Origin of the sequence: Pseudoalteromonas sp. GCY, from assembly GCF_016695175.1 — a bacterium.
GTDB lineage: Bacteria > Pseudomonadota > Gammaproteobacteria > Enterobacterales > Alteromonadaceae > Pseudoalteromonas.
Window position 1 is genome coordinate 854,577 of the sequence record NZ_CP068023.1, and the last position, 25,275, is coordinate 879,851.

General features: G+C 45.0%; 19 protein-coding genes. 7 read left to right on the top strand and 12 right to left on the bottom strand.

Annotated features, from left to right (window positions below; translation table 11 throughout):
* Positions 1-146: 146 nt before the first annotated feature.
* The 4 genes from pdhR to lpdA all read left to right on the top strand — a co-directional run bounded on the left by pdhR (position 147) and on the right by lpdA (position 7,173).
* On the top strand, positions 147-896 hold the full coding sequence (gene pdhR, locus JJQ94_RS08935; protein WP_010370324.1) for a pyruvate dehydrogenase complex transcriptional repressor PdhR: 750 nt from the start codon (positions 147-149) through the stop codon (positions 894-896).
* A gap of 70 nt (positions 897-966) precedes the next feature.
* Complete coding sequence (aceE, locus tag JJQ94_RS08940; RefSeq protein ID WP_099031951.1) at positions 967-3,633, top strand: pyruvate dehydrogenase (acetyl-transferring), homodimeric type; 2,667 nt, start codon at positions 967-969, stop codon at positions 3,631-3,633.
* 11 nt (positions 3,634-3,644) lie between these two features.
* Positions 3,645-5,537 (top strand): pyruvate dehydrogenase complex dihydrolipoyllysine-residue acetyltransferase, encoded by a 1,893-nt coding sequence (aceF, locus tag JJQ94_RS08945; protein ID WP_099031952.1) that lies wholly within the window; start codon positions 3,645-3,647, stop codon positions 5,535-5,537.
* A 211-nt stretch (positions 5,538-5,748) separates the two neighbouring features.
* Positions 5,749-7,173 (top strand): dihydrolipoyl dehydrogenase, encoded by a 1,425-nt coding sequence (gene lpdA / locus JJQ94_RS08950; protein ID WP_099031953.1) that lies wholly within the window; start codon positions 5,749-5,751, stop codon positions 7,171-7,173.
* Between the two features lie 86 nt (positions 7,174-7,259).
* On the opposite strand, the gene JJQ94_RS08955 is transcribed toward lpdA, so the two are convergent.
* From JJQ94_RS08955 to JJQ94_RS08965, 3 genes are all read right to left on the bottom strand, one after another.
* Complete coding sequence (locus tag JJQ94_RS08955; RefSeq protein ID WP_099031954.1) at positions 7,260-8,216, bottom strand: cobalamin biosynthesis protein; 957 nt, start codon at positions 8,214-8,216, stop codon at positions 7,260-7,262.
* A complete protein-coding gene (gene mtnN, locus JJQ94_RS08960) occupies positions 8,216-8,923 on the bottom strand; it encodes a 5'-methylthioadenosine/S-adenosylhomocysteine nucleosidase (protein WP_017217969.1) in 708 nt (235 codons plus the stop codon). The genes JJQ94_RS08955 and mtnN overlap by 1 nt, the downstream gene beginning before the upstream one ends.
* Positions 8,924-9,031: 108 nt before the next feature.
* On the bottom strand, positions 9,032-9,622 hold the full coding sequence (locus tag JJQ94_RS08965; RefSeq protein ID WP_099031955.1) for a DUF2726 domain-containing protein: 591 nt from the start codon (positions 9,620-9,622) through the stop codon (positions 9,032-9,034).
* 230 nt (positions 9,623-9,852) lie between these two features.
* Here JJQ94_RS08965 and JJQ94_RS08970 point away from each other — a divergent pair, with 230 nt between their 5' ends.
* Together JJQ94_RS08970 and JJQ94_RS08975 are read left to right on the top strand one after the other, a co-directional pair.
* A complete protein-coding gene (locus tag JJQ94_RS08970) occupies positions 9,853-10,980 on the top strand; it encodes a helix-turn-helix domain-containing protein (RefSeq protein WP_099031956.1) in 1,128 nt (375 codons plus the stop codon).
* 117 nt (positions 10,981-11,097) lie between these two features.
* Entirely contained in the window at positions 11,098-11,982 is an 885-nt protein-coding gene (locus JJQ94_RS08975; protein ID WP_099031957.1) for a DUF2306 domain-containing protein, read from the top strand.
* A 185-nt stretch (positions 11,983-12,167) separates the two neighbouring features.
* Here the strand turns inward: JJQ94_RS08975 and JJQ94_RS08980 are convergent, their stop codons facing one another.
* Positions 12,168-14,072, bottom strand: coding sequence for an aminotransferase class V-fold PLP-dependent enzyme (locus JJQ94_RS08980; RefSeq protein ID WP_099031958.1), 1,905 nt, complete (start codon positions 14,070-14,072; stop codon positions 12,168-12,170).
* 312 nt (positions 14,073-14,384) lie between these two features.
* Between JJQ94_RS08980 and JJQ94_RS08985 the strand changes: the two genes are divergently transcribed.
* On the top strand, positions 14,385-15,380 hold the full coding sequence (locus JJQ94_RS08985; RefSeq protein WP_099031959.1) for a YncE family protein: 996 nt from the start codon (positions 14,385-14,387) through the stop codon (positions 15,378-15,380).
* A 149-nt stretch (positions 15,381-15,529) separates the two neighbouring features.
* On the opposite strand, the gene nth is transcribed toward JJQ94_RS08985, so the two are convergent.
* The 8 genes from nth to JJQ94_RS09025 form a co-directional block, all read right to left on the bottom strand.
* On the bottom strand, positions 15,530-16,165 hold the full coding sequence (gene nth, locus JJQ94_RS08990; protein WP_069022907.1) for an endonuclease III: 636 nt from the start codon (positions 16,163-16,165) through the stop codon (positions 15,530-15,532).
* 99 nt (positions 16,166-16,264) lie between these two features.
* Positions 16,265-16,963 (bottom strand): electron transport complex subunit E, encoded by a 699-nt coding sequence (locus tag JJQ94_RS08995; RefSeq protein WP_010370368.1) that lies wholly within the window; start codon positions 16,961-16,963, stop codon positions 16,265-16,267.
* Positions 16,960-17,595, bottom strand: coding sequence for an electron transport complex subunit RsxG (gene rsxG, locus JJQ94_RS09000; RefSeq protein ID WP_099031960.1), 636 nt, complete (start codon positions 17,593-17,595; stop codon positions 16,960-16,962). The genes JJQ94_RS08995 and rsxG overlap by 4 nt, the downstream gene beginning before the upstream one ends.
* Complete coding sequence (gene rsxD, locus JJQ94_RS09005) at positions 17,592-18,653, bottom strand: electron transport complex subunit RsxD (protein WP_099031961.1); 1,062 nt, start codon at positions 18,651-18,653, stop codon at positions 17,592-17,594. Before rsxD ends, rsxG begins: the two co-directional genes overlap by 4 nt.
* Positions 18,650-21,457: an electron transport complex subunit RsxC gene (gene rsxC / locus JJQ94_RS09010; protein ID WP_201435450.1), complete on the bottom strand. Its 2,808-nt coding sequence runs from the start codon at positions 21,455-21,457 to the stop codon at positions 18,650-18,652. The genes rsxD and rsxC overlap by 4 nt, the downstream gene beginning before the upstream one ends.
* A 9-nt stretch (positions 21,458-21,466) precedes the next feature.
* Positions 21,467-22,021 (bottom strand): electron transport complex subunit RsxB, encoded by a 555-nt coding sequence (gene rsxB / locus JJQ94_RS09015; protein ID WP_010370380.1) that lies wholly within the window; start codon positions 22,019-22,021, stop codon positions 21,467-21,469.
* 2 nt (positions 22,022-22,023) lie between these two features.
* Entirely contained in the window at positions 22,024-22,605 is a 582-nt protein-coding gene (gene rsxA / locus JJQ94_RS09020; RefSeq protein WP_010370383.1) for an electron transport complex subunit RsxA, read from the bottom strand.
* A gap of 600 nt (positions 22,606-23,205) precedes the next feature.
* Positions 23,206-25,149, bottom strand: coding sequence for an EAL domain-containing protein (locus JJQ94_RS09025; protein WP_010370387.1), 1,944 nt, complete (start codon positions 25,147-25,149; stop codon positions 23,206-23,208).
* Positions 25,150-25,275: the final 126 nt, after the last annotated feature.

Here is a 25,275-nt window from a genome sequence, read left to right on the forward strand (position 1 = left end):
GAATTTTGACAGTTGTCATGGATTTTGATAACGTATTGTGCAAATTTGGTATGACCAATTTACCTATGAAGTTAATTCTTACCAAATTGATTAAAATAAGTCAGCGGTCTGGCTAGGTCACATCATAAAAAATTGGCGTTATTTCAATGTCTTTAAAGATTAAAGCAGCAAAATTATCCGACGTAATACTAGAACAGCTTGAGAATATGATCCTCGAGGGCTCGTTATTACCCGGTGCAAAATTGCCGCCTGAGCGTGAACTAGCCAAACAATTTGAAGTGTCTCGTCCATCACTTCGTGAAGCTATCCAGAAATTGGAAGCCAAGGGGCTTGTTACCCGTCGTCAAGGTGGTGGCACGTATGTTAAAAATCAGCTAGAAGAAGGGCTGACTGATCCGTTATTCGACTTGATCAGTAAGCATCCAGAATCTCAGTTTGATTTACTTGAGTTTCGTCATGCATTAGAAGGCATCGCCGCCTACTACGCGGCACTCAGGGGCACAGAGAATGACTTTGCAAAGGTACAACAAAGCTTTGACAATATTGCAGAGATAGGTGATGACCTGATGCAAAAGGCAAGGGCAATTAATGCTTTTCACTTTGCCGTTGCAGAAGCGTCACATAATGTCGTTTTGCTTCATCTTGTAAAAGGGATGCAGTCACTGCTTGAGCAAAACGTGTTGCAAAACTTAACGGTCTTGGTGCAAAAATCAGACGTAAGTGAGCAGCTCGGTGAGCACAGAAAGTTGTTATTAGATGCGGTGATCAATGGTAACCCTGAACAAGCAAGACTTGCTAGTAACGCCCACTTAGCCTTTATCGAAGAAGCGTTATTAGAAGCCGGTAAAGAGCGTTCGCGAATAGAACGTTCACTGCGTAGAACAAAACAGCAGTAATCGGGCTTGATTCAGTAAGAATTGGCACAAATAGAATAAATTCGTATTTTAAACATAAGGAACACTCCATATGTCTGAAGTCAATAAAATTGACGTAGACGCGCTAGAAACCCAAGAATGGTTACAGGCGCTTGAGTCGGTCGTAAAAGAAGAAGGCGTAGAGCGCGCTCAGTTCTTGTTAGAGCAAGTATTAGAGCAAGCGCGTCTTGATGGCGTAGATATGCCAACAGGCACTACGACTAACTATGTCAACACTATCCCAGCAGATCAAGAACCTGCGTATCCAGGGGATGTGAACCTTGAGCGTCGTATTCGCTCTATCATCCGTTGGAATGCTATTATGATCGTACTTCGTGCTTCGAAGAAAGATCTTGAGCTGGGCGGGCATATGGCGTCTTACCAGTCGTCAGCTGCATTCTATGAAATGTGTTTCAACCACTTCTTCCGTGCACCAAACGAGAAGGATGGTGGTGACTTAGTGTATTACCAAGGTCACATCTCTCCGGGCATTTATGCTCGTGCATTTGTTGAAGGCCGCCTAAGCGCTGAGCAGCTAGATAACTTCCGTCAGGAAGTAGACGGTAACGGTATTTCTTCATACCCACACCCTAAGTTAATGCCTGAATTCTGGCAGTTCCCAACGGTTTCTATGGGTCTAGGTCCAATCGCGTCTATCTACCAAGCGCGTTTCCTTAAATACCTAGATGGCCGTGGTCTAAAAGATACGTCTGAGCAGCGCGTTTACGCCTTCCTTGGTGATGGTGAAATGGACGAGCCAGAATCACGTGGTGCGATTTCATTCGCTGCCCGTGAAAAGCTAGACAACCTATGCTACCTAATCAACTGTAACCTACAGCGTCTTGACGGCCCAGTAATGGGTAACGGTAAGATCATCCAAGAACTAGAAGGCCTATTTAAAGGTGCCGGTTGGAACGTGATCAAAGTCGTTTGGGGTTCAGGTTGGGATAAGCTACTTGCCAAAGATACTACGGGTAAATTGCTGCAACTGATGAATGAAACAGTTGACGGTGACTACCAAACTTACAAAGCAAAAGATGGTGCCTTCGTACGTGAACACTTCTTCGGTCGTTACCCTGAAACAGCAGCGCTTGTTGCTGATATGACTGACGACGAAATCTTCGCGTTGAAGCGCGGTGGTCATGAGCCATCTAAGCTATTTGCTGCATTTAAAGCGGCACAAGACACCAAAGGTCGTCCAACTGTGATCTTAGCTAAAACCGTTAAAGGTTACGGCATGGGCGCTGCGGCTGAAGGTAAAAACATTGCTCACCAAGTTAAGAAAATGGACATGACACACGTAGCGCACCTACGTTCACGTCTAGGTCTAGATGACTTGGTATCTGATGAGCAATTACAAGAGCTACCTTACTTGACGCTAGAAGAAGGATCAAAAGAGCACGAATATCTACATGCTCGCCGTAACGCGCTTCACGGTTATACACCTAAGCGTCTACCTAACTTCACAGAAACGCTTACGCTACCAGAGCTAGATGCATTTAAACCGCTTCTAGAAGAACAAAAGCGTGATATCTCAACCACAATGGCATACGTTCGTGCACTTAATATCTTGTTAAAAGACAAGAATATCGGCAAGAGCGTTGTTCCAATTATTGCTGATGAAGCGCGTACTTTTGGTATGGAAGGTTTATTCCGTCAAATCGGTATTTACAACCCGCACGGCCAAAACTACAGCCCAGAAGACCGCGATATCGTTTCTTACTATAAAGAAGCAACGTCAGGTCAGGTACTACAAGAAGGTATCAATGAGCTAGGCGCGATGTCTTCATGGGTTGCAGCAGCAACGTCATACAGCACGAACGACCTACCAATGATCCCGTTCTATATCTACTATTCAATGTTTGGTTTCCAACGTGTAGGTGATATGGCGTGGATGGCGGGCGACCAACAAGCGCGTGGCTTCCTATTAGGTGCAACTGCTGGTCGTACAACGCTAAATGGTGAAGGTCTGCAGCACGAAGACGGTCACTCACACATTCAAGCAGGTACAGTGCCTAACTGTATTTCTTACGACCCAACGTTTGCTTACGAAGTAGCGGTTATTCTGCAAGATGGTATTCGTCGTATGTACGGTCCAGAGCAAGAGAACGTGTTCTACTACCTAACGCTAATGAACGAAAACTACCATATGCCAGCAATGCCTGAGGGCGCTGAGGAAGGTATTCGTAAGGGTATTTACAAGCTTGAAAGCTACACTGGCGACAAAGCACAGGTTCAGCTAATGGGCTCGGGTACTATCCTGAACGAAGTACGTAAAGCGGCGCAGATCCTAAGCGACGACTACGGTATCGGTTCAGACGTATTCTCTGTAACGTCATTTAACGAGCTTGCTCGTGACGGTCAAGATGCAGAGCGTTTCAACATGCTTAACCCAGAAGCAGAGCAAAAAGTGGCTTACATCACCAGCGTACTTGGTGATGCGCCAGCAATCGCTGCTACGGATTACATGAAAAACTATGCTGATCAAGTACGTGCATTTATGCCGAGCGCATCTTACAAAGTACTTGGCACAGACGGTTACGGTCGTTCAGACAGCCGTGAAAACCTACGTCGTCACTTTGAAGTGAATGCCGGTTACGTGGTAGTTGCAGCACTTGGCGAGCTAGTTAAGCAAGGCAAAGTTGAAAAATCAGTAGTGACTGACGCTATCAAGAAATTTGATATCGACACCACCAAAACTAACCCACTTTACGCATAAGAGGACGAGTGATGGCAATCGAAATTCATGTTCCAGATATTGGTGCCGATGAGGTTGAAGTAACCGAGATCCTAGTAAGCGTAGGTGACACGGTTGCAGAAGAGCAATCGCTTATCACTGTTGAAGGCGACAAAGCATCAATGGAAGTACCAGCCTCAGTGGCGGGTACAGTTAAAGAAATCAAAATAGCGGAAGGCGATAAAGTATCGACTGGCTCTTTGATCATGATCTTTGAAGCGGCAGGTGAAGAAGCACCGGCAGAGCAACCTGCAGAAGAAGCTAAGCCAGAAGCAAGCGCCTCTGGCAAGACAGAAGTGAAAGAAGTTCACGTACCAGATATTGGTGGCGATGAAGTTGAAGTCACTGAAATCTTAGTGGCTGCGGGCGATACCGTTGAAGAAGAGCAATCGCTTATCACGGTTGAAGGTGACAAGGCTTCAATGGAAGTACCAGCACCATTTGCAGGTACTATCAAAGAAGTGAAAATCAACGCGGGTGACAAAGTGTCAACCGGTTCATTGATCTTCATCTTCGAAGTGGCAGGTAGCGGTGATGCGCCTGCGACTACTGAAGCTGCAGAAGCGCCAGCTGAAGAGCAAGCACCAGCTGCATCAGCTGAAAAAGAAGTGCATGTACCAGATATCGGTGGCGACGAAGTTGAAGTCACTGAAATCATGGTTGCTGTTGGCGACAGCGTTGAAGAAGAGCAATCTCTTATCACGGTTGAAGGCGACAAAGCCTCAATGGAAGTACCAGCTCCGTTTGCAGGTACGATTAAAGAGATCAAAGTCAATGCCGGCGACAAAGTATCAACGGGTTCTTTAATCTTCGTATTCGAAGTAAAGGGCGCGGCACCAGCACCTCAGGCAGCAGCTAAAACTGACGAAAAACCAGCTCAATCTGCGGCTCCAGCGGCAAAATCTGAGGCACCAAAAGCTTCTGCACAAAAAGATGACTTTGTGGCGAATGATCAGTATGCCCACGCCTCACCTGTGGTACGTCGTTTAGCGCGTGAGTTTGGGGTTAACCTAGCTCGCGTTAAAGGTACGGGTCGTAAGAACCGTGTACTAAAAGAAGACGTACAAAACTACGTGAAAGAGCTGGTTAAGCAAGTTGAGTCTGGTCAAATCGCAAAAGGTGGCAACACTGGCGGCGGTGAGCTTGGTCTTATTCCTTGGCCAAAAGTAGACTTCAGCAAGTTTGGTGAAATAGAAGAGAAGAAACTTTCTCGCATCAATAAGTTATCGGGTGCAAACCTTCACCGTAACTGGGTACAAATCCCACATGTTACGCAGTTTGACGAAGCAGATATCACAGAGCTTGAAGCGTTCCGTAAAGAACAGAACGTGCTAGCTGAGAAGAAGAAAATGGGTGTGAAGATCACGCCATTAGTATTCGTGATGAAAGCGGCTGCAAAAGCACTTGAAGAGTTCCCAACGTTTAACTCTTCACTATCTGAAGATGGTGAGAGCTTAATCTTGAAGAAATATGTTCACATCGGTATCGCGGTTGATACACCAAATGGTCTAGTGGTTCCTGTTGTTCGCGACGTGAACAAGAAAGGCATCATTGAGATATCACGCGAGTTGATGGAAATTTCTAAGAAAGCACGTGACGGTAAACTGACGTCTGCTGATATGCAGGGCGGCTGTTTCACTATCTCAAGCCTAGGTGGTATCGGTGGTACGGCGTTTACGCCAATCGTTAATGCCCCTGAAGTTGCGATTTTGGGTGTTTCAAAGTCAGACTTCAAACCGAAATGGAATGGTAAAGAGTTTGAGCCGCGCTTAATGGTGCCGCTAAGCTGTTCATACGACCATCGTGTCATTGACGGCGCACTAGCAGCTCGTTTTACTGTGACACTTGCAAACTACCTAAGCGATATTCGCCAGCTAGTAATGTAAGAATAGAAACCGCATGACTTAGGTGATGCGGTTTTCTTGTATTTTGTTGTTCCGCTTGATAATTAGGCGGGACAATAGAGAGTGTGAATGGTACACTTTCGAGCAATAATAACTCTCTCTGCCCTGTGCCCCGAATCGGGTGTTTGGCAGGCACTTTGGGTCGGCTACTCTTGACGAGTAAACCCGTTCAAATAACAGTTAAGGTAATAACATGAGCAACGAAATCAAAACTCAAGTTGTTGTACTAGGCGGTGGTCCTGGTGGTTACTCTGCAGCATTCCGTGCAGCAGACTTAGGTTTAGACGTTACACTAATCGAATCTCGCGACACGCTAGGTGGTGTGTGCTTGAACGTTGGTTGTATCCCTTCAAAAGCCCTTCTTCACGTTGCAAAGGTAATTGACGATGCAGCTGAAATGGCTTCTCACGGTGTTTCTTTCGGTGCTCCACAAATTGACCTAGACAAAATCCGTTCATGGAAAGAGTCTGTGATCGGTCAACTTACAGGTGGTCTTGGCGGAATGGCTAAGATGCGTAAAGTAACTGTAGTTAACGGCTACGGTAAGTTCACAGGTTCTAACACTATCGCAGTTGAAGGTGCTGACGGTGCGAAGACAGTGACCTTTGATAACGCAATCATTGCAGCGGGTTCTCAGCCTGTAAGCCTTCCTTTCATTCCTGAAGACGAACGTATCATCGATTCTACAGGTGCACTTGAGCTTAAAGACGTGCCTGAAAAGCTACTTGTACTAGGTGGTGGTATCATCGGTCTTGAGATGGGTACTGTTTACCGTGCACTAGGCTCAGCGATTGATGTAGTTGAGTTTGCTGATCAACTAGTACCAGCGGCTGACAAAGACGTTATCAAGATTTACCAAAAGCACGTTAAAGACAAGTTTAACGTAATGCTTTCTACTAAAGTTGTTGCTGTTGAAGCGAAAGAAGACGGTATCTACGTATCTTTCGAAGGCAAGCAAGCACCAGAAGGCCAAGTTCGTTATGACAAAGTACTAGTTGCTGTTGGTCGTACACCAAATGGTAAGCTAATCGACGCTGACAAAGCGGGCGTAAATGTTGATGAGCGTGGCTTTATCAACACTGACAAGCAAATGAAAACCAACGTTGATCACATCTTCGCTATCGGTGACATCGTAGGTCAGCCTATGCTTGCACACAAAGCCGTTCACGAAGGTCACGTAGCTGCTGAAGTTATCTCTGGTAAGAAGCATTACTTCGATCCTAAGTGTATTCCTTCAATTGCATACACAGATCCAGAAATCGCTTGGGTTGGTGTGACAGAGAAAGAAGCAAAAGAGCAAGGTCTAAGCATTGAAACTGCGGTATTCCCGTGGGCTGCTTCTGGTCGTGCAATCGCTTCTGCACGTACTGAAGGTTCAACTAAGCTTATCTTTGATAAAGAGTCAGGCCGCGTGATCGGTGGTGCTATGGTTGGTATCAATGCAGGTGAAATGCTTGGTGAAATCGGCCTAGCTGTAGAGATGGGTGCTGACGGTGAAGACCTAGCGCTTACTATCCATGCTCACCCAACGCTGAACGAATCAATCGGTCTAGCTGCTGAAATCTTCGAAGGTTCAATCACTGACCTTCCAAATAAAAAAGCAGTGAAGAAAAAGTAAGTTTTTCTGAGCATTCAAAAACCCAGCCTTGTGCTGGGTTTTTTTGTTTTTGCCTAAGTGAGGAGCTTATTTCTAAGTAACCTAAGCTAAGCCATCAGCCTGAGAAAGTTAATAATTACAAGTAGTAAGGCGGAAGTGGCAATAAATAGCCAGCGCATTTGATTAAGTAGTCCGAGTAAATGCTGAATATGCTCAGCTGAGGGTTGCGCTTTTGCACCTACCCGCATCACGTCATAACGTTCACCAAAATAAAAGCGCGGCCCTGCGAGTTGTGTATGTAAATTTGCTGCAAAAAAGCTCAGTACCCATCCAGTATTCGTTTGGCTAAAGTGACGGCCGTAGTATTTAATGTAGTGCCAAGTTTGCTTTGGTCTAAGTAGCAACGAAAAGCAGGTAATTAATAATCGAATAGGCACAAACTCAACGAGCCAAATCATGCGGGAAAGGCTTGCCATAAAACGGCTTGAGGGGAGCATTACTTGCCGCCAAGCATGGTCGCATAGCAGTAATAGCTTATAAAATAGTGCGAGATAGGGGCCTGCCGTTAAATACAGTAAAGCAATGACAAAAAAATGGCGCAAGGTATTTAATGCGGTGCTATCTATGGCGGCTTTACAAATGCCAAGCTCTGTTAGCTTCTCTACATCTCTTGCTACCATTCCTTGCAACACGGCTCTTGCGGTTACTTTTTGCTTTGACTTTATCAGCGCGGAAATACGCTTAGCACGGCTTTCATGGCTAATATCTAAGCATAAAAACAACACCAGCCCACCGAGCCAATTGGGATAAAAAGCAAAGCTAATAATCGCATAAGTCAATATAGTGATGGTTAATGCAGGGAGGAAGAATCCCAGTGTACCGGATAAAAGTTGATAACTAGAAGCGGCTTTAGGACGATAAACTTTTTCGGCAATCGCTTTAAAAATAAGGCTAAGAATAAGATTAGGGTGATAAAGTGTTGATAACCTTACCCCTAGGCTGGCAAAAATCGCCAGTAAGAAAATGATCAGGCCCTCATGGGCCTGAAGCAAGCTGTCGAGCACTAAAGCGTAACCTTATCCAGCTTATTAAGTAGTGCCATCACCATCTTAGAAGAGTTAACAGAAGCGACTTCTAGATACTCTTCGAATGATTGCGGTGATTCTTTGCCGGCGATATCAGATAGCGAGCGGATCACAACAAATGGGGTGTTTAAAGAATGACAAGCCTGCGCAATTGCCGCACCTTCCATTTCTACTGCTAACATCGTAGGGAAGTCTGCACGCGCCTTATCGATGCGTACTGGGTCACACATAAACGAGTCACCCGTACAGATCAAACCAACCATAGTTTGAATGCCCTCAAGCTCATGTACGCTTTGCTCTGCCGCTTCAACTAATTTTGCATGCGAAGTGAACGCAGCAGGCATTTGCGGAACTTGACCAATTTCATAGCCAAATGCAGTAACATCAACGTCGTGATGACGTACTTCATTTGAAATCACCACATCGCCGACGTTTAGTGATGGTTCAAAACCACCTGCAGAACCCGTGTTGATCACGCAATCTGGCGCAAAGTTGTCGATAAGCAAAGTTGTCGCAACCGTCGCTGCCACTTTACCAATGCCAGACTGTACAAGCGTTACGTCAAGACCAGCCAGTTTGCCGGTATAAAAAGTAAAGCCACCTTTGGTCAATGTTTGCGGGTTTTCCATGGTGTTACGCAAAATGGTAACTTCTTGCTCCATTGCGCCGATAATGCCTACTTTCATCAAAAGATTCCTAATTTGTGTTGGGGAAAGCCCCAGTGTCAAAATTGCTTTTATTATACGAAAGGGGTTTTGATAGGTAAAACAAAAAACGGGCTGACGCCCGTTTTGCTAGATTTCTGCCAACTGAGTTGACTGTGCTTTTGCCTGTGAAGGGGACAGCACCGCAGGTTTGTAGGTGCGGTTTCTGGTTTTCCTTGGCATCTCCACTTTTTGGCCAAGCTTGAATAAGATTGCCGCACGAACTTCAGCACTTTGGTAGCCACTTTTGATTTTCATGCGAATGTGTGGAATACCCGCAGATTCCAGAGCGCCACTGACAAACCAATCTTTTTGTGCTTTGTGGCCGTTTTTATTGGCGTTATTGACCAAATCAACAGCGGCAACAATTTTCAGTGTCTCTTTGTCTACCAAAACATAATCCAACTGCTTATTCTTAGCTTTAGTTACCGCAGCACGACGTGCTTTTGGAGAGATACCCGGTTTGCACTCAATCACATCAATGAGCTTAATGCGACTTACGATTTTATATCTATCGCCAACGGCACGTTCTAATAATTGTAGAAACGATGCTTCAACGGTGGTAAAAACAGATTCTTTACGATTAAACGGATAAGGATTGCCACCCACATCGGTGTACTTAGAAGCGACAATGGAAGCAACGACCACTAGAGCCAAAATAGCAAGTAACGCAAATTCCATACAAAACTCCAAATCAAAAAAATGACATCTGTGGTTTTACAAGCAATAGGTGTGCCAAAAAGTACAGAGGTTCCTTTGCGATGAAAGCGTTCAAACAGCGACGATATTGCAGCTTTGATAAGTAATAGATGTTTACAAAAACATGGCTGCAAAGTCTCATTGCAGGTTTATCTGAACATATGCTGGTGATATTCTCTTACTCATAATTGTAAACGCATAATAACAATAATATGTCGGTTAACTTGATCCCCACAGTACTTTACTCGGCTATGGTGGGCGTGGTTTTGTCTGCGCTGGTCCGTATCTTCACCATAACTAAGCCTAAACAAACCATGTATTTATCTGGATTGTTGGTATTGTTGTTCATTCATATTATGGGCGAACTCTATATTTTTACAGGTGTATTTCAATATGCTCCCGCTATTGCTGGGTTTCAATTACCCGTCAGAATGTTGATGGGGCCTGCGCTCTATTTTTATGCGTATAAGGCGATGTTTCCCAATAGCAAAATTTCTTTAAAGGCACATTTGCTCGCTTTACTTGGGCCTGCAGTGGTGTTTTTGTCTATGATCCCTTTTATTTTTAGCATCACTCCAGAGCAGAAGCTTGCCTTGGCCGAACCGAGCACGCGTGATCCTGAACTTTGGAAAATAGCCGTATTTGTCTGTTTGTTTACCGCGGTCACTTTTATCGTAGTTACTTTTGCCTATTTAATCGCGGCATTAAGGCTTCATAGTCGTCATCGCAAGCAGCTTATGGATAAGTACTCCGCGATTGAACAGCGCGCAATGGATTGGCTGAAAGTCATCTTGATCCTATGGGGGCTAGTATGGCTTTTTTATACAGCAAATTACGCGGCCTCATTTTTTGGGTTGAATTGGTTCGCGATGCGGTCATTGTTACCCATATTTGAGCTGGCTGTATTAGTTTCATTTCTTAATTTAGCCCTCAAGCAGCTCGAATTGAGCGAGCCTGAAGAGGCAAAAAAGCCAGAGGTACAACCAAGAGAAGCCGTTATTTCCCATGATAAAATGCAGCTGATTGCAGACAAATTAATCACAGCGATGTCTGAGAAAGCACTATTTAAAGATGAAGATCTGTCTTTAAATGGCTTATCGACAGCGATTTCTGTGAGTGAAAACCACATATCAGAAACGCTCTCACAGTTTATGAACACCAACTTCTTTCAGTTTGTGAATGGTTATAGAATTGAAGAAGCAAAAAACCTGCTAACAAATAGCGACATGTTGGTTTCCTCTATCGCTTTTGAGGTGGGGTTTAAATCAAAATCGACATTTAATAGCGCGTTTAAAAAACGAGTTGGTGCAACGCCAACTGATTATAAAAAGAACAATTGAAGGAAAAGTGATGCTGTTGATGTGCTAATTAGTACGAATATGCCCATTCGGACGACAACAATGACAAGTTCTTAGAAAATTTGATGAAACATTTCGTTGAATATAGAAGGACGCATTATGAAGGTCACAACAGCGCGTTTTAGGCTATCAAATGAACAACAAAGTAGTGCTTCAGCGACTACACAGACAAAGCTAGAAAATGCCAATAAGTTATTGAAATATTCAGCTATATTTTGGTTCTCGGTGATATTGGCTGGCCAGTGGTTTTTCTTTTATTACATTATTAAGTTTTATGGTATGTCGGTCATTAACGACAATATGGAAATCTGGAATCGCTGGGAACCGATGGGAAACACGCCGCATAAGGCCGGAGATACAGCAGGAAATATGCTCTTTTTCGTTCATGTCATGGGGGCTGGGATCGTTGCGTTTGGCGGTGCGTTACAGTTGCTCCCAAAAGTGAGGGCTGTTGTACCTGTTTTTCATAAAATTAATGGCTATGTTTTTTTGGCTACGGTGTTTTTTTTAGCGATGTCTGGATTTTATTTATCTTGGATAAGAGGCGCGAGTCCAGATATTATCTCTGAGATAGGCACGAGTATTAATGGATTTTTTATCTTAGGCTTTGCCTATATGACGGTGAAAACGGCGATAAGCAAGGATATTGCCAATCATAGAAAGTGGGCGATTCGACTATTCCTTGTCTCTAACGCGCAGTGGTTTCTTAGAGTCGGGGTATTTAGTTACTTTATTACGGGGACGATGCTAGGAGCTTCTCCAGCGTTTGGAGACCCGTTTTTCCCTATCTGGACTTTTGGCTGTTTCTTGTTGCCTCTGGCCGCTTCACAGCTTTATTTCTACGGCTCTCAAAGTAAGCGCTCGCATGTTAAAGTCGCAACTTCAGGTGTACTGATTGTGCTTACCGTGCTGATGTCATTAGGGATAGTTGGATTCACCCCGTTTTTACTGCAAATCATGAGTGGAGATCCAATTACATTTTAAAATGCATCCAAACCTATTGAGCGACATAAGGCTATTGCTAATCTTGGGTAGACAATTAAGAATAAGATGCTACTCAAGTAATTGAAAAAAATACAAAGAAAAATAAAGTGCTTTAAGTAACCAGAACTAGGCAGCAGTGTTTTATGGCATGGCTGCCTAGTACGGGTGAATGATAACGGCTCGCGTTATTTGTCCTCTTTAAGCACATAGATCTCGCCGTCGAAGCTGCCTTGAATAGTCAGTCCTTGGCCTGCCAGTTCCTTGAGATATTCAATATGCTCTTGGGTGATATGTTGGCCCGGCACCAAAAGCGGAATACCCGGAGGATACGGGGTGACTAAACCCGCACAAATACGGTTGTTGCTCTTGCTAATAGGTACAGACTCACGCTCGCCGTAGAAGGCATCACTAGGAATACAAGCAAGGTCAATAGCGGGTAAATTCTCTGGTAAGCGCGAGCGTCGCGTTGACTTCGATAGTTTTACCTTGCCGCCATCGAGTTTCTTTAAGGCATTGTATAAACGAATGATCTTTGAGCGTGTACCACCCAAGGTTAGTAAGACTAAGATGGTACTGTGCGTGTATTTCTCAATCTCCAGCCCAATTTCGTCCAGCAGAAACTTATGAATATCCTTTAATGAGTATGGCAGTTCACTAATATCGATGAGGATTTTAAGCGGATCATGCCCCATATTATCGCCACTAAAATGTGGGAATATGTTCATAAAATCTTGCTTATCAAGCACTTTTATATGTTTGAGCGAGGCCATCTGCTGTTTAAACTCTGCAACATGGTTCAGCAGCGCATTGAGTAACTTATAGCCTTCCATCTCTAACTGCTTTTGGCACACATCCAAAGACGCAATAAGCTGGTATTTTGGCGAGGTGCTGGCGTAGATACTGTAAATTTCACGGAAAAAATCAGCATCAAAATCAGGGTCGTTAATATGGATATAAGATGCCTGCGAAAATGCCGATACGACTTTATGCGCCGAATGGGTGACATAATCGGCACCTGCATGAATGGCGGAATAATGGCGCAAGCTGGGGTGAAATAGCGAGTAAGCAAACCAAGCTTCATCAATAAAGACTTTGATGCCATGCTGATGGGCAAATTCTACGACTTGTTTCAGGTCGCTCAGCAAGCCATCATAGGTACAGCCTGTGAGTACCAGTAGTTTTGCATCGGTATTCTGTTCAATCGCTTGCTTAATATCGGCCAGAGAAGGCGGTGCGAATATGCCATATTTGGGGTTTAAAATACTCGATAAATAGATAGGGAAACTGGCCGATTGCAAAATGCCATAGTGCACAGACTTATGGCAATTGCGGTCGATGATCACCTTATCGCCCTTGCGAAGGAGGGTTTGCAAAATAATTTTATTCGAGGTGGACGAACCGTTGGTCACGAAGTAGGTGCGTTTAACCTCAAACGTTGCTGCTGCGGATTCCTGAGCGCGGCCAATGGTATTGGTGCTGTCTGACAGTGAACCTAACGAATCAACCGATACAGACAAGTCTCCGACAAATACATTACGGCCATAGAATTGATAAAAATCTTTGATATAAGGAGAGTTTCTAAAGCTCGAACCGCCGCTGTGACCTGGAGTATGCCAAGAGTCGTTCGCTTCGCCGACATAACTGCGATACGCCGTCCAAAATGGCGTCTCGGCTCTGTCATCAAAGTCGTTGATCATATAACCTAAAATGGCTTCAGGATCTGAGATAACTTCATCTTTAAAGAAGAAAGACTCGATTTCCTCGGATTCGTTGACTATCTCAAGCCCTTTAGTGTCATCGCCAATAACGTAAACCGGTAATTCTAGACGAATACTTTTTAGTTGCTCGATAAAGCGACTATAGGTTTGTTCGCCACTTTTCTGTTGCACATCCCAACTCAGCACGACGGCTTGAATATCACCATCTTCAGTGACATGCTCCAAGGCTTTTGAAAGTTCGAGACATTCAATAATATCGATTTGAACATCCTCTCGCTCAAAGTTAGGGATTGTTTTTGACAGATTGCTTGAGAGCGCTTGCAATACGGCTGGCTCTTGTTCTATTAACAAGATACGAAGGACAGGTAGCATAATGATATTCGCATTAAAATTTAAAGACTTTCATTAGCATAAAGAAAGCGCAGTGATTTGTGAAATCAATACTTTGAAAATGTTCCAGAAATTGTAAAACGGATGTAGGCGAGGAAGTTGTTGCGAGTGATGGAAAGTGTGCTATTCAACATAGGAAACAGGAAGGTTTCGAGTATCAGGCTTGTCTGAGTTAAATTTGGGATAGGGTGTTTTTGAAGGCTGTATTACGATTGCTTTTCAATGATAAATACAGTAGTTATAAAAACAACAGTACTAGTAATCATTCAGGCTAACAGATCAATAGGAGTCAAAATGAGATTGGTTAATAATGTTGTGTATGTGTTCTTATTTGGGTGTTTAATCAGCTTCCCTTCATGGGCTGATACAAATAACTTGTCGGGAACATTGGTTGTTGTAAATAAAAAGGGGGACTCGGTTGATTTCATCGATCTTAGCAGCCGAAAAATTAAGCTGACGCTCGCAACCGGCAGAGGACCACATGAATTAGCAATGAGTGCCGACGGGCATACGGCTGTTGTCACTAATTATGCACGTGGCAATAGTCTAAGTGTTTTTGACGTTCGGCAAGCAAAAAAAGTTAAAACCATTGATTTTTCTCGTTATCCAAGGCCACATGGCGTGTTGTTTTTAAAAGACCAAAAACGCGTTGCAGTATCGTCTGAAGGCTCCGACAGTGTGGTAATCGTTGATATAGAGTCGGGGAAAATTGATAAAGTAATAGCAACAGAGCAAAGAGGCTCTCATATGGTGGCGCTGCCGGCGTCTAGCGAGCGTGTTTACACCACAAATATGCGCGCAGATTCAGTGTCTGAATTAGATGTAAAGTCAGGTGCCTTACTTCGCAAAATTTCAATGCCAAAAGTACCAGAGGCTATCACCATAAATAAAAGTGGCTCAGAGCTCTGGGTTGGTAGCAACGATGATGGCTTAGTTACCGTGTTTGATGTAGCAAATGAGCGTATAATTAAGCAATGGAAAGGCTATAGCTTTCCATACCGTGTGTTACTTACCCGCGATGAGCAGTTTGCTGTGATCTCAGACTATAGGAATCACACCCTTGATGTGATCGATGCAATGCACAAAGAAAAGCTGCGTCAAATAAAGTTTGAGCCGGGAACAGGACCAAAAGGCGTGATCCTCCATCCAGACGATCGCACTTTATTTTTATCCGCTTACCAAAAAAATAAGGTCCTTGTTATAGATATTGTATCTGGCAAAACCTTATTTGAACTCCCTACTGGTAACGGACCAGATGGAATAGGGTATTCAGCAGTTGTATTGCCTTAGGCTAACCATCACGTCGATACGAATGTGGCGTGAAGTAGGAGCTGCTTTACGCAGCGATCTGTGTTTTCATATCGCTTGAACAATTTTACGAAACAACAAATTCACGGTAACCACCACAAATAAAAGTTGTGCTTATGCTAAAACAAAGATTAACTATCAGTCTTCTCTTTAAACTCACATAAGTCTTCAATAATACAGCTGCCGCATTTAGGTTTACGCGCGGTGCAAACATAGCGGCCATGGAGAATGAGCCAGTGGTGGACATCTACTTTAAACTCTTTTGGTACCACCTTTTCTAGCTTTTGCTCGACTGCCACCACATCTTTACCCATGGCAAACTTGGTGCGGTTGGAGACGCGGAAGATATGGGTGTCTACAGCGATAGTAGGCCAGCCAAAAGCGCAGTTTAATACCACGTTTGCGGTTTTTCGGCCGACACCAGGCAGAGCCTCTAGCGCTTCACGGTTTTCGGGGACTTCGGAGCCGTGTTTGTCGACGAGGATCTGACACATTTTATAAACGTTATTGGCTTTTGAATTAAATAAACCAATGGTTTTGATATAGTCTCTTAAGCCTTCAAGGCCGAGCTCCAGAATTTTCTCTGGTGTGTTGGCAACAGGGAACAATTTGCGTGTCGCTTTGTTCACTCCAACATCAGTGGCTTGTGCTGAGAGGGTAACGGCAACTAAAAGCTCGAATGGTGACGAGTATTCTAGTTCGGTTTCAGGGTGCGGATTTTCGTCCCTGAGTCGCGTGAGTATTTCTATACGTTTTTGTTTATTCATAAGATTTACTTGCTAAATTCAATGACGGTAGCATGCGGTTATTTTCATTAAGCAGCGATAGTGACGGTATCGCTGCTTAATGGCATTATTATTTCCGCATTAGTTTAAGTTAGTGACCCGCGCTCTTGGGCCTTTTACTTCTTCTGCTGTTGGCGCTGCTTTGGCTTTGAGTTGAGCGTCGATAATGTTTTTAGCAGCAATCAAAAAGCCAAGTCCTAAAAAGGCGCCCGGTGGCAGGATTGCAACTAAAAATTGATGATCGAATGAGAAGATCTCAATACGCAATACACTTGCCCAGTTGCCAAGGAGTAGCTCGGCACCATCAAATAGTGTTCCTTGACCAATCAATTCGCGCATTGCACCCAGTACAAATAGCACCAGTGCAAAACCCAGTCCCATCATTAAACCATCCCAAACCGATAACAGCGGACTATTCTTCGAAGCGAATGCCTCGGCACGACCAATAATGGCGCAGTTGGTCACTATCAACGGAATAAATATACCAAGGGATTGATACAGACCAAAGGTATAAGCGTTCATGAGTAGTTGAATAACCGTAACAAAGGCGGCGATGATCATTACAAATACTGGAATACGAATGTCTTTTGGCACCCAATTTCTCACTACGGATACGGTAAAGTTAGAACCAACCAGTACCAGTAGTGTAGCGATACCAAGCCCTAACGCATTGGTTACCGTTGAAGTCACAGCAAGGAGCGGACACAGCCCTAAAAGCTGCACCAGTGCGGGGTTATTTTGCCATGTTCCTTCTTGAAAGAGCGATTTTAACTGACTCATTGCGACACCTCGCAAGTATTAGGCGCGTTAAATAGCGCATCAAAATGAGTTTTGGCAAACCATGCTGCCTGATTTACCGAGGTTACCACGGCACGTGGGGTAATGGTTGCGCCGGTAAATGAATCAAATTGACCGCCGTCTTTTTTTACATTCATTTTTGGGTCTGCTTCACCTTCAACTTGAACGCCGTTGAAAGTCGTAACCCAAGCAGACTTTGCAAGCTCTACCTTATCACCAAGGCCTGGGGTTTCTTCATGGCGCGTTACACGCACACCTGAGATCAGACCTTGTCTATCGACAGCGGTTAAGACATCGATATTGCCACTGTAGCCTTTTGGGGTGATATGTCTCACTAACAGGGCTGAGGGTTCGCCATTGAGTCTGGCTCTGTAAATTGTGTGCGGGCCGTCTGGGCCGAGTTCTAAGGCGTTGCTGGTGGTGCAATCCAAATACAGTGTATTGTCATACTTATCTGCTGCAATCACCTGAGAAAGCAGTTGCATCAGGTGCTGCTGCTCTTGGCTGGCAATTTTATCTTTGGTGAGGTCATTAATCAGTGCGACCGCTCCTGTTGTTGCCAGTGCAAATGCTGCGAGGATGAGGCCATTTTTCTGCATCGATTGAATTATCATGATTTTGCTCCATGACCATAAGTACGAGGCTGAGTGTAATGATCGATAAGTGGTACTGCCATATTCATGATCACAACTGCAAATGCAACGGCGTCTGGATAGCCACCAAATTGACGAATAACATAGACAGTTAAGCCGATTGCCGCGCCGTAAATCAGGCGACCTAAGTTAGTGGTGGAGGCCGATACCGGATCGGTGGCAATAAAGAAGGCACCAAGCATAGCGCCGCCACTTAACAAGTGGAATAGGGTGCCTGGCTCTGACTCAGGGGCAATGATATAGCCAATCGCACTAGCAAGGCCAAGACTGGCAATAAAGGCCACTGGAATATGCCAGTTGATCACTTTGGCTTTTAGCAGGTAAAGACCACCTAGCAAAAAGGCGAGGTTAACATATTGCCAACCAAGTCCTGCAAGCTCTCCGAAACCCTGCTTATTCATCGCCTCATTCACGGTTAAGCCTTGTGAGACTGCGGTTTTTACCGAGTCTAATGGCGTTGCACCAGTCGCGCCGTCAATCACGCCCGCGCGCCATACGTCAAGTGTGACACCTTGGCTGGTGGACTCGGTAAAGATCATCGCGAGTTGGTCGACAAAGCTTAGCGACTCTAGCGTGAGCGCTTGAATAGGTGACCATGAAGTCATTTGTACAGGGAAGGAGATCAGCAATAATACATAGGCCGCCATGGCCGGGTTGAAAAGGTTAAAGCCTAGGCCACCGTATAGCTGTTTTACAATTGCGATGGCAAAAAATGCGCCAATGACGGTTATCCACCAAGGGGCTAGTGGCGGAATACTGATTGCCAGTAGCACAGCGGTGAGCCAAGCACTGCCGTCGCTGAGGCTGGGCCATATCGCTCGACCTCTTAGCTTTAGCACTAGCGCTTCAGCAAGGCTTGCGGTAATAAGCGCCAAAGCCAACTGGATCAATACACCAAAACCAAAATAGTAGGTTTGGACTAAGATCCCGGGAATACAGGCTGCCATGACGGTCATCATGATTTTGTTGACCGACTTATGGCTATGATTGTGCGGGGATGAGGCCATGGTTAGTTTCATGACGGTTCATTTCCTTCTTGTTCTTTCGCTTGCTTCTTCGCTTTTGCTCTTGCAATTGCGGCTTTAACGGCGGCTTTTTTACGTGCTTCAGGGCTAAGTGCTTGTTGCTGCTCAGATGTGCCCTCAGTACCTTGCTCTGTACGGCTGGAGTCTGTTTCTGATCCCGCCGTTGGCTCATTTGCTTCTTTGCCTTGCTCACTCACGCTTGCGCCTGCTTCTTCAGCCTCTTTAGCAGCTTTCTTGGCCTTAGCTCTGGCAATTGCGGCAGCAACGGCGGCTTTACGTGGATCTTCGTCAGCGCTTTCCGTTGAAGCGGCTTCTGCTTGTTCGCTCACGCTTGCGCCTGCTTCTTCCGCCTCTTTAGCGGCTTTCTTGGCCTTAGCTCTGGCAATTGCGGCGGCAACAGCGGCTTTACGTGGATCTTCCTCAGCGCTTTCGGTTTGAGTAGCCTCTGCTTGCTCGCCTGTGCTCTCGCCAGCTTCTTTAGCTGCTTTCTTGGCCTTAGCTCTGGCAATTGCGGCGGCAACAGCGGCTTTACGTGGATCTTCCTCAGCGCTTTCGGTTTGAGTAGCCTCTGCTTGCTCGCCTGTGCTCTCGCCAGCTTCTTTAGCTGCTTTCTTGGCCTTAGCTCTGGCAATTGCGGCGGCAACAGCGGCTTTACGTGGATCTTCCTCAGCGCTTTCGGTTTGAGTAGCCTCTGCTTGCTCGCCTGTGCTCTCGCCAGCTTCTTTAGCTGCTTTCTTGGCCTTAGCTCTGGCAATTGCGGCGGCAACGGCGGCTTTACGCGGATCTTCCTCAGCACTTTCTGTTTGAGCGGCTTCTGCTTGTTCGCTCACGCTTTCACCTGCTTCTTCCGCCTGTTTAGCAGCTTTCTTGGCCTTAGCTCTGGCAATTGCGGCAGCAACGGCGGCTTTTTTATCGCTTGGCGCTGCATTGGCTTCAGGTTCAGCAGTGTCTTCTGCGGCTGCTTTTTTGGCTTTAGCCCGGGCGATTGCAGCAGCTACGGCTGCCTTTTTATCACCTGTTGCTGTAGCTGCTGGCTCAGACTCTGGTGACGCTTGGGCTGCAGCCTTTTTCGCTTTAGCACGAGCAATGGCGGCGGCTACTGCATCTTTTTTATCTGTGCTTTCAGGCTGGTCAGTTTTTTCTTCTTTATATTTACGCGCCTGCGCTTTGCGTTTTGCACGCGCTTCAGCAATGGCACTGTTATCCGGCTCTAACTCGCCGTTCTCACCACGTTTGGCTTTGGCGCGTGCAATCGCAGCTTGGACCGCGGATTTATCTGATTGCTTATCTTTAACGCGTGAGAGTGCTTCTTGCACTTTTTCTTTATCAGCGGCTTTTGGCGCAGCACCCGCCGAACGGCGTTTATGTTTATTTTGGCGCTCTTCTTGTTCGCGCTCTAAGCGCTCTTTTCTTGCTTCAAAACGCTCTTTAGCGCGTTCTGCTTTGACCTGTTCAAGCTTTTGTTCGCGAATGTCGGCTTTGGCCACTCGATAGTATTGCACCAAGGGGATTTCGCTTGGGCAAACATAAGAGCACGCACCGCATTCGATACAGTCAAAGAGGTTATATTCTTCTAGCTTTTGGTACTCTTTGCCTTTAGCAAACCATTGCAACTGCTGAGGCAATAGGCTTTGCGGGCAGGCATCGGCACAAGCACTACAGCGAATACATGCCTTTTCATCACCCGGGATCGCAAGTTCTTGGTTGTCTGGCGCGAGTATACAGTTGGTGGTTTTGACCACTGGGATCCTAACCGATGGCAAGGTAAAGCCCATCATTGGACCGCCCATAACGACGCGCTGCGCCTCTACTGGCGAAAAGCCTTGTGAGTCTAGCAGGTGCTTTATTTCAGTGCCGAGTAAAGCCCACACGTTGCTTGGCTGAGTAATGGTATTACCGGTTACGGTAACTACGCGCTCGATAAGTGGTTTACCCTCAAAAATAGCTTGCCAAATTGCGAACAGTGTTCCGACGTTCTGCACCAGAACGCCGATATCCGCTGGTATTCCAGCACTTGGTACTTCTATGGAGGTTAATAGCTTGACCAGTTGCTTTTCACCACCAGAGGGGTATTTGGTTGGCACACTACGGACTAAGATATCCTGATTATGCTGAGTCGCTGCGGTGATAGCTGCAATAGCCTCAGGTTTATTATCTTCAATGCCAAACAGCACCTTTTGTGGCTTTAATATACCTTGTAGCACTTCGACGCCAGCGATGATTTCTTTGGCGTGTTCACGCATCAAACGATCATCGGCTGTAATATATGGTTCGCACTCAATGCCATTGACGACTAAAAACTCAATGGGCTTTGGGCTGTCTGCTTTGACATAGGTTGGGAATCCCGCACCGCCCATACCAGCAATACCAGCTTGGTGGATAATATCGATAAGCTGTTTGTTATCAAGCGTGCTAATGTTGCTAATTGGGTTCAGTGGTGTCCACTTATCTTCACCGTCTGGGCGCAAAATAATACTGAGCTCAGGTAGTGCAGATGGATGCGCCGACGGCATCGGCTTTATCGCTTCAATGGTGCCAGATGTGGGGGCGTGAATGGGTAGCGACCAGTTCGTGCCCGGAGCGGTTAAAGCTTGTCCTTTAAGGACGTGATCGCCAGAGTTAACTAACAGGCTACCATTGGCACCAATGTGCTGTTTCAGTGGCAGGATTAGTTTATCAGGCAAAGGTAAACGAGCAATCGGTTGTTGGTTGGATAATGTCTTTTGCTCTGGTGGATGGATGCCACCTGGGAACTGCCACAGTTTTCCGCTTTCTATTTGTTCAAGTAATGTTTCCACTTAAACCTCTTAATCAATCTGTGTCACAGGAATGGCGTCTAGCTGCCACTTCCACGTTTGCTTGGTCTGTGCAACCGGGATCATATCAATACAATCGACCGGGCAGGGCTCGACACACAGATCGCAGCCTGTGCACTCGTCGATGAGCACGGTGTGCATTTGCCTAGTTGCACCAACGATGGCATCAACGGGGCAAGCTTGAATGCATTTGGTACAGCCAATACATTCGTCTTCACGAATGTAAGCCACCTTCTTGACCGGCTCTGCGTCTTCACCGCCAGCGAGCGGCTTTGCTTCTACGCCCATTAAGTCCGCCAGTTTTTTTACTGTTGCTTCACCGCCGGGAGGGCATTTATTTACGTCATCGCCATTCGCAATCGCTTCAGCGTACGGTCGACAGCCGGGATAGCCACACTGGCCGCATTGAGTTTGTGGAAGAATGGCGTCTATCTGTTCAACAATTGGGTTGCTTTCAACTCGGTATTTCACTGCGGCATAGCCAAGCACAATACCAAAAATAAGCGCCAGCGCACCAAGCGCAAGTAATGCGTAAAGTAATGTCATATCTAAAACTTAACCAATCCAGAAAAGCCCATAAACGCAAGCGACATGAGTCCTGCGGTGATCATTGCTATCGATGCGCCTTTAAACGGTGTCGGCACGTCAGCGACAGCTAAACGTTCACGCAAAGCGGCAAATAGCACCAAAACCATAGAAAAGCCAACCGCAGCGCCAAAACCATAGACTGCAGACTCTAAAAAGGTGTGGTCTTTCTTGATATTAAGTAGTGCAACGCCTAGTACTGCGCAGTTGGTGGTGATCAAAGGTAAGAAAATCCCCAGTAACCGATACAAGGTTGGACTGGTTTTACGCACCACCATTTCCGTAAATTGTACAACTACCGCGATAACCAAAATAAAGCTCATTGTTCTTAAAAAAGTGAGGTCGAGCGGCAATAAAATATACTGATTGACCAAATAGCTGGTGACTGAGGCTAGCGTGAGAACAAAGGTGGTCGCTAACGACATTCCCACCGCGGTATCCAATTTTCCAGATACCCCCATAAATGGACATAAGCCCAAAAATTGGACTAAAACGAAGTTATTCACCAGCACAGTGCCAATGAGCAACAAAATGTATTCGGTCATTCCTGCCTCTATAACTTATTCACTTTATGCGGGTTTCTCCCGTCAAATCGAGGTGATAGTTAACTGTATTAAAGAACTTACTAGGTGCAAGTTTTGACTGGATTTAATTTTGCTAAAAATACTTTTTAGTAGAATTAAACCGATAGCACCGTTCTGCTTTGAATTTTTTAAGTGAAAACATGTGTCTTGCTGTCATTTAAGCTAGCGTCTCACATTTTATGAGGCTGTAGCTTGTCATGTAATGCTGACAGTTTTCATTTAGTTATTAGCAAGTAATCCTAATTCAGAGTTTGCTTATTAGGCTAAATATATGAGCTTTTAGCAATAAAATCATGGTGATAGAGTGATTTTGTTGCTAGGCCTTAGATTACCGCTAGCGCCGAAATAATCTTCAAGTTTATCTTTGTGAACTTCTTAGATCGCATGGATAAATTTGAATGATAATTCCTGCCAATAGTAACACAGATTGTAACTGGTGTGGCAAATGATAGTGTGCGAAAGTCAGCGCAATGGCAGGGGGATAAAGGGAAGGGCAAACAAGTTGCCCTTGGAACTCTCGTTGAACTTGGATAAGAGGTGAATTATCCAAGCTCTGGTTACCTAGATTTCTTTCGGCTTTTCGATGTAATAGCCTTGTACACCGTCCAAACAAAGCGTTTCGACTATGTGTTTTTCTTCTTGGCTCTCGATACCTTCGGCAAATACGTTGACACCGATACGGTGTGCAAGGTCAACCATTAAGCGCATAAAATATTGATTATTCTTGTCTTCTTCAAGGCCGCGAGTATAGCTCGCATCCATTTTGATATAGTCAGGTTTTAAGTCTCTAAAGAACTTAAATGACGTCAAACCCACACCAAAACGTTCAACGGTGATACGAGCTCCGGCACGATGCACCATATCAATAAAGCGCTTACTGGCTTTAATATTTTGCTGTAAGCCAAACTCGCTAACTTCAAATACCAGTTTAGAGGCTAAATTGGTTTCTTTTAACAAACGACGCTCTAACCAGATCACAAATTGATCGTTATGAGCGCTCGATGCAGTAACGTTGATCCCAAAGTACTTCTCATTAAAGTTACGCGTTTTGATAAGTTCTAGTGAAGTGTCGATGATCAGCTGATCAATCTCGATGGCCATTTCCAGCTTTTCCGCCATGGCAAGGAAGGACGCCGTTGGTAGCATTTGTCCTTCTTCGGTTTTGAAGCGGGATTGGATCTCTGCATAGGCCTTAGAGTTTTTACCAATTGGCATGATATTTTGCATCATCAAGCTAACACGCTTGCTGTTGATCACATCGCGGATCACGCGACGCCAGTTTTGATTGCCAAATCCAGCACTGACATTATTCACTAAGTCAGACTCACGTTGAATATGCCAAGCATTGGCTTGCTTGCTCTGCGCCATACTCATCGCATTATCGACGACCGAGAGTAGTTCTCCAAGTGGTTTACCGTTCTCGTAAGGCACGATCCCGGTGTTTGCAACCGATGATAGCTCTTGGTTTTGCTGGAACTGAGTAAAGCGCGCTTGCAGTGTTTCACCAAATTCTTCCGCTTCTTTACTTGGCACATTGGGTAAGATCACTGCAAAATCCGAGCTATTTAAACGGAACACCTGGCTGCCAGCATAAGTGCCGGTGACGTGCTTGATGATATCCGATACTGACTTAATGTATTCATCGCCTTTTTGATAGCCGCGGGTTTGGTTAATGACCTGCAATTCAGAGCAACGGATCATCGCCAGTGAGCCAAATGCCTTTTTGGCAGACGACTCGATATATTGCTCGTAGTACTCAACAAACATATTGCGGTTGCCAAGATCAGTAACCACATCTTTATACGCTTCTTGCTTGATAGAATGGGCGGCATTTTTAATGTCTTCTTGCTTTGACTTTAAAAAGCTGGCTAAGCGTTTAAAAGAGGGGATTAAATCTTGGCCGAGTTCCGCAACTTTGCCATCGTTAAAGTCAAATTCAATATTGTCGGTAACTTGATTTTGCGTGATATATGAATCTACAGCATTGGCTACTGTCATACTAACGTTGCGATTCAGCTTTTTATAGACGCCTTGCATAAAGAAAACAGGAATAAAAGCAACTAAAGCTGAAATAATGATAAGTAGCAGTAGGGCTTGTTGTAGTAATTGCGCCTGACTTTGTGCATTGATCAAGAATTCGATTTTGATGTCTTTGCTATCGTTAACAGCAAATTGGGGGCGAATAGCATTGATATTTGATTCTATGAGTTCGGCGATAAAGGGGAGGTTGCTCGGTGTATTGACTTGCAAAACGGTTTGACCGTCAAAGTCTCGTACAATAAAAGTTGAGAAAACATCTCCGCTATTTAAGGCTTGGCGGATATGTTCAGGAGTAACTTCAGTGAGTTTCTTATCCTTTATATACTCTGTCACCATGGTATGGGCACTTTGCTGTGCTTTGTTGATTGCAGAGTCAAAACTTGTTGCGAAAAAAAAGCTACCAATCAAGGAGAATAATAGCCAAGAGGTGACTTGGAGTACGATAAGTTTTTTAAAACCAGCCATAGTACGCTTCTTAAAGAGGGTTATTCCATAGTATCGGGTGCATTGCCAATTTCTTTATCAAATTCATCGGTTTGATTTTTGTCTGGTCGATAAATTACAGAGAAGGTGTTATTCGAGCAAATGCAG

Bases quoted from the DNA above. Each gene is read 5' to 3' on its own strand.
- pdhR (WP_010370324.1), top strand. From the start codon at position 147: ATGTCTTTAAAGATTAAAGCAGCAAAATTATCCGACGTAATACTAGAA.
- aceE (WP_099031951.1), top strand. From the start codon at position 967: ATGTCTGAAGTCAATAAAATTGACGTAGACGCGCTAGAAACCCAAGAA.
- aceF (WP_099031952.1), top strand. From the start codon at position 3,645: ATGGCAATCGAAATTCATGTTCCAGATATTGGTGCCGATGAGGTTGAA.
- lpdA (WP_099031953.1), top strand. From the start codon at position 5,749: ATGAGCAACGAAATCAAAACTCAAGTTGTTGTACTAGGCGGTGGTCCT.
- mtnN (WP_017217969.1), bottom strand. From the start codon at position 8,923: ATGAAAGTAGGCATTATCGGCGCAATGGAGCAAGAAGTTACCATTTTG.
- JJQ94_RS08965 (WP_099031955.1), bottom strand. From the start codon at position 9,622: ATGGAATTTGCGTTACTTGCTATTTTGGCTCTAGTGGTCGTTGCTTCC.
- JJQ94_RS08970 (WP_099031956.1), top strand. From the start codon at position 9,853: ATGTCGGTTAACTTGATCCCCACAGTACTTTACTCGGCTATGGTGGGC.
- JJQ94_RS08975 (WP_099031957.1), top strand. From the start codon at position 11,098: ATGAAGGTCACAACAGCGCGTTTTAGGCTATCAAATGAACAACAAAGT.
- JJQ94_RS08980 (WP_099031958.1), bottom strand. From the start codon at position 14,072: ATGCTACCTGTCCTTCGTATCTTGTTAATAGAACAAGAGCCAGCCGTA.
- JJQ94_RS08985 (WP_099031959.1), top strand. From the start codon at position 14,385: ATGAGATTGGTTAATAATGTTGTGTATGTGTTCTTATTTGGGTGTTTA.
- nth (WP_069022907.1), bottom strand. From the start codon at position 16,165: ATGAATAAACAAAAACGTATAGAAATACTCACGCGACTCAGGGACGAA.
- JJQ94_RS08995 (WP_010370368.1), bottom strand. From the start codon at position 16,963: ATGAGTCAGTTAAAATCGCTCTTTCAAGAAGGAACATGGCAAAATAAC.
- rsxG (WP_099031960.1), bottom strand. From the start codon at position 17,595: ATGATAATTCAATCGATGCAGAAAAATGGCCTCATCCTCGCAGCATTT.
- rsxD (WP_099031961.1), bottom strand. From the start codon at position 18,653: ATGAAACTAACCATGGCCTCATCCCCGCACAATCATAGCCATAAGTCG.
- rsxB (WP_010370380.1), bottom strand. From the start codon at position 22,021: ATGACATTACTTTACGCATTACTTGCGCTTGGTGCGCTGGCGCTTATT.
- rsxA (WP_010370383.1), bottom strand. From the start codon at position 22,605: ATGACCGAATACATTTTGTTGCTCATTGGCACTGTGCTGGTGAATAAC.
- JJQ94_RS09025 (WP_010370387.1), bottom strand. From the start codon at position 25,149: ATGGCTGGTTTTAAAAAACTTATCGTACTCCAAGTCACCTCTTGGCTA.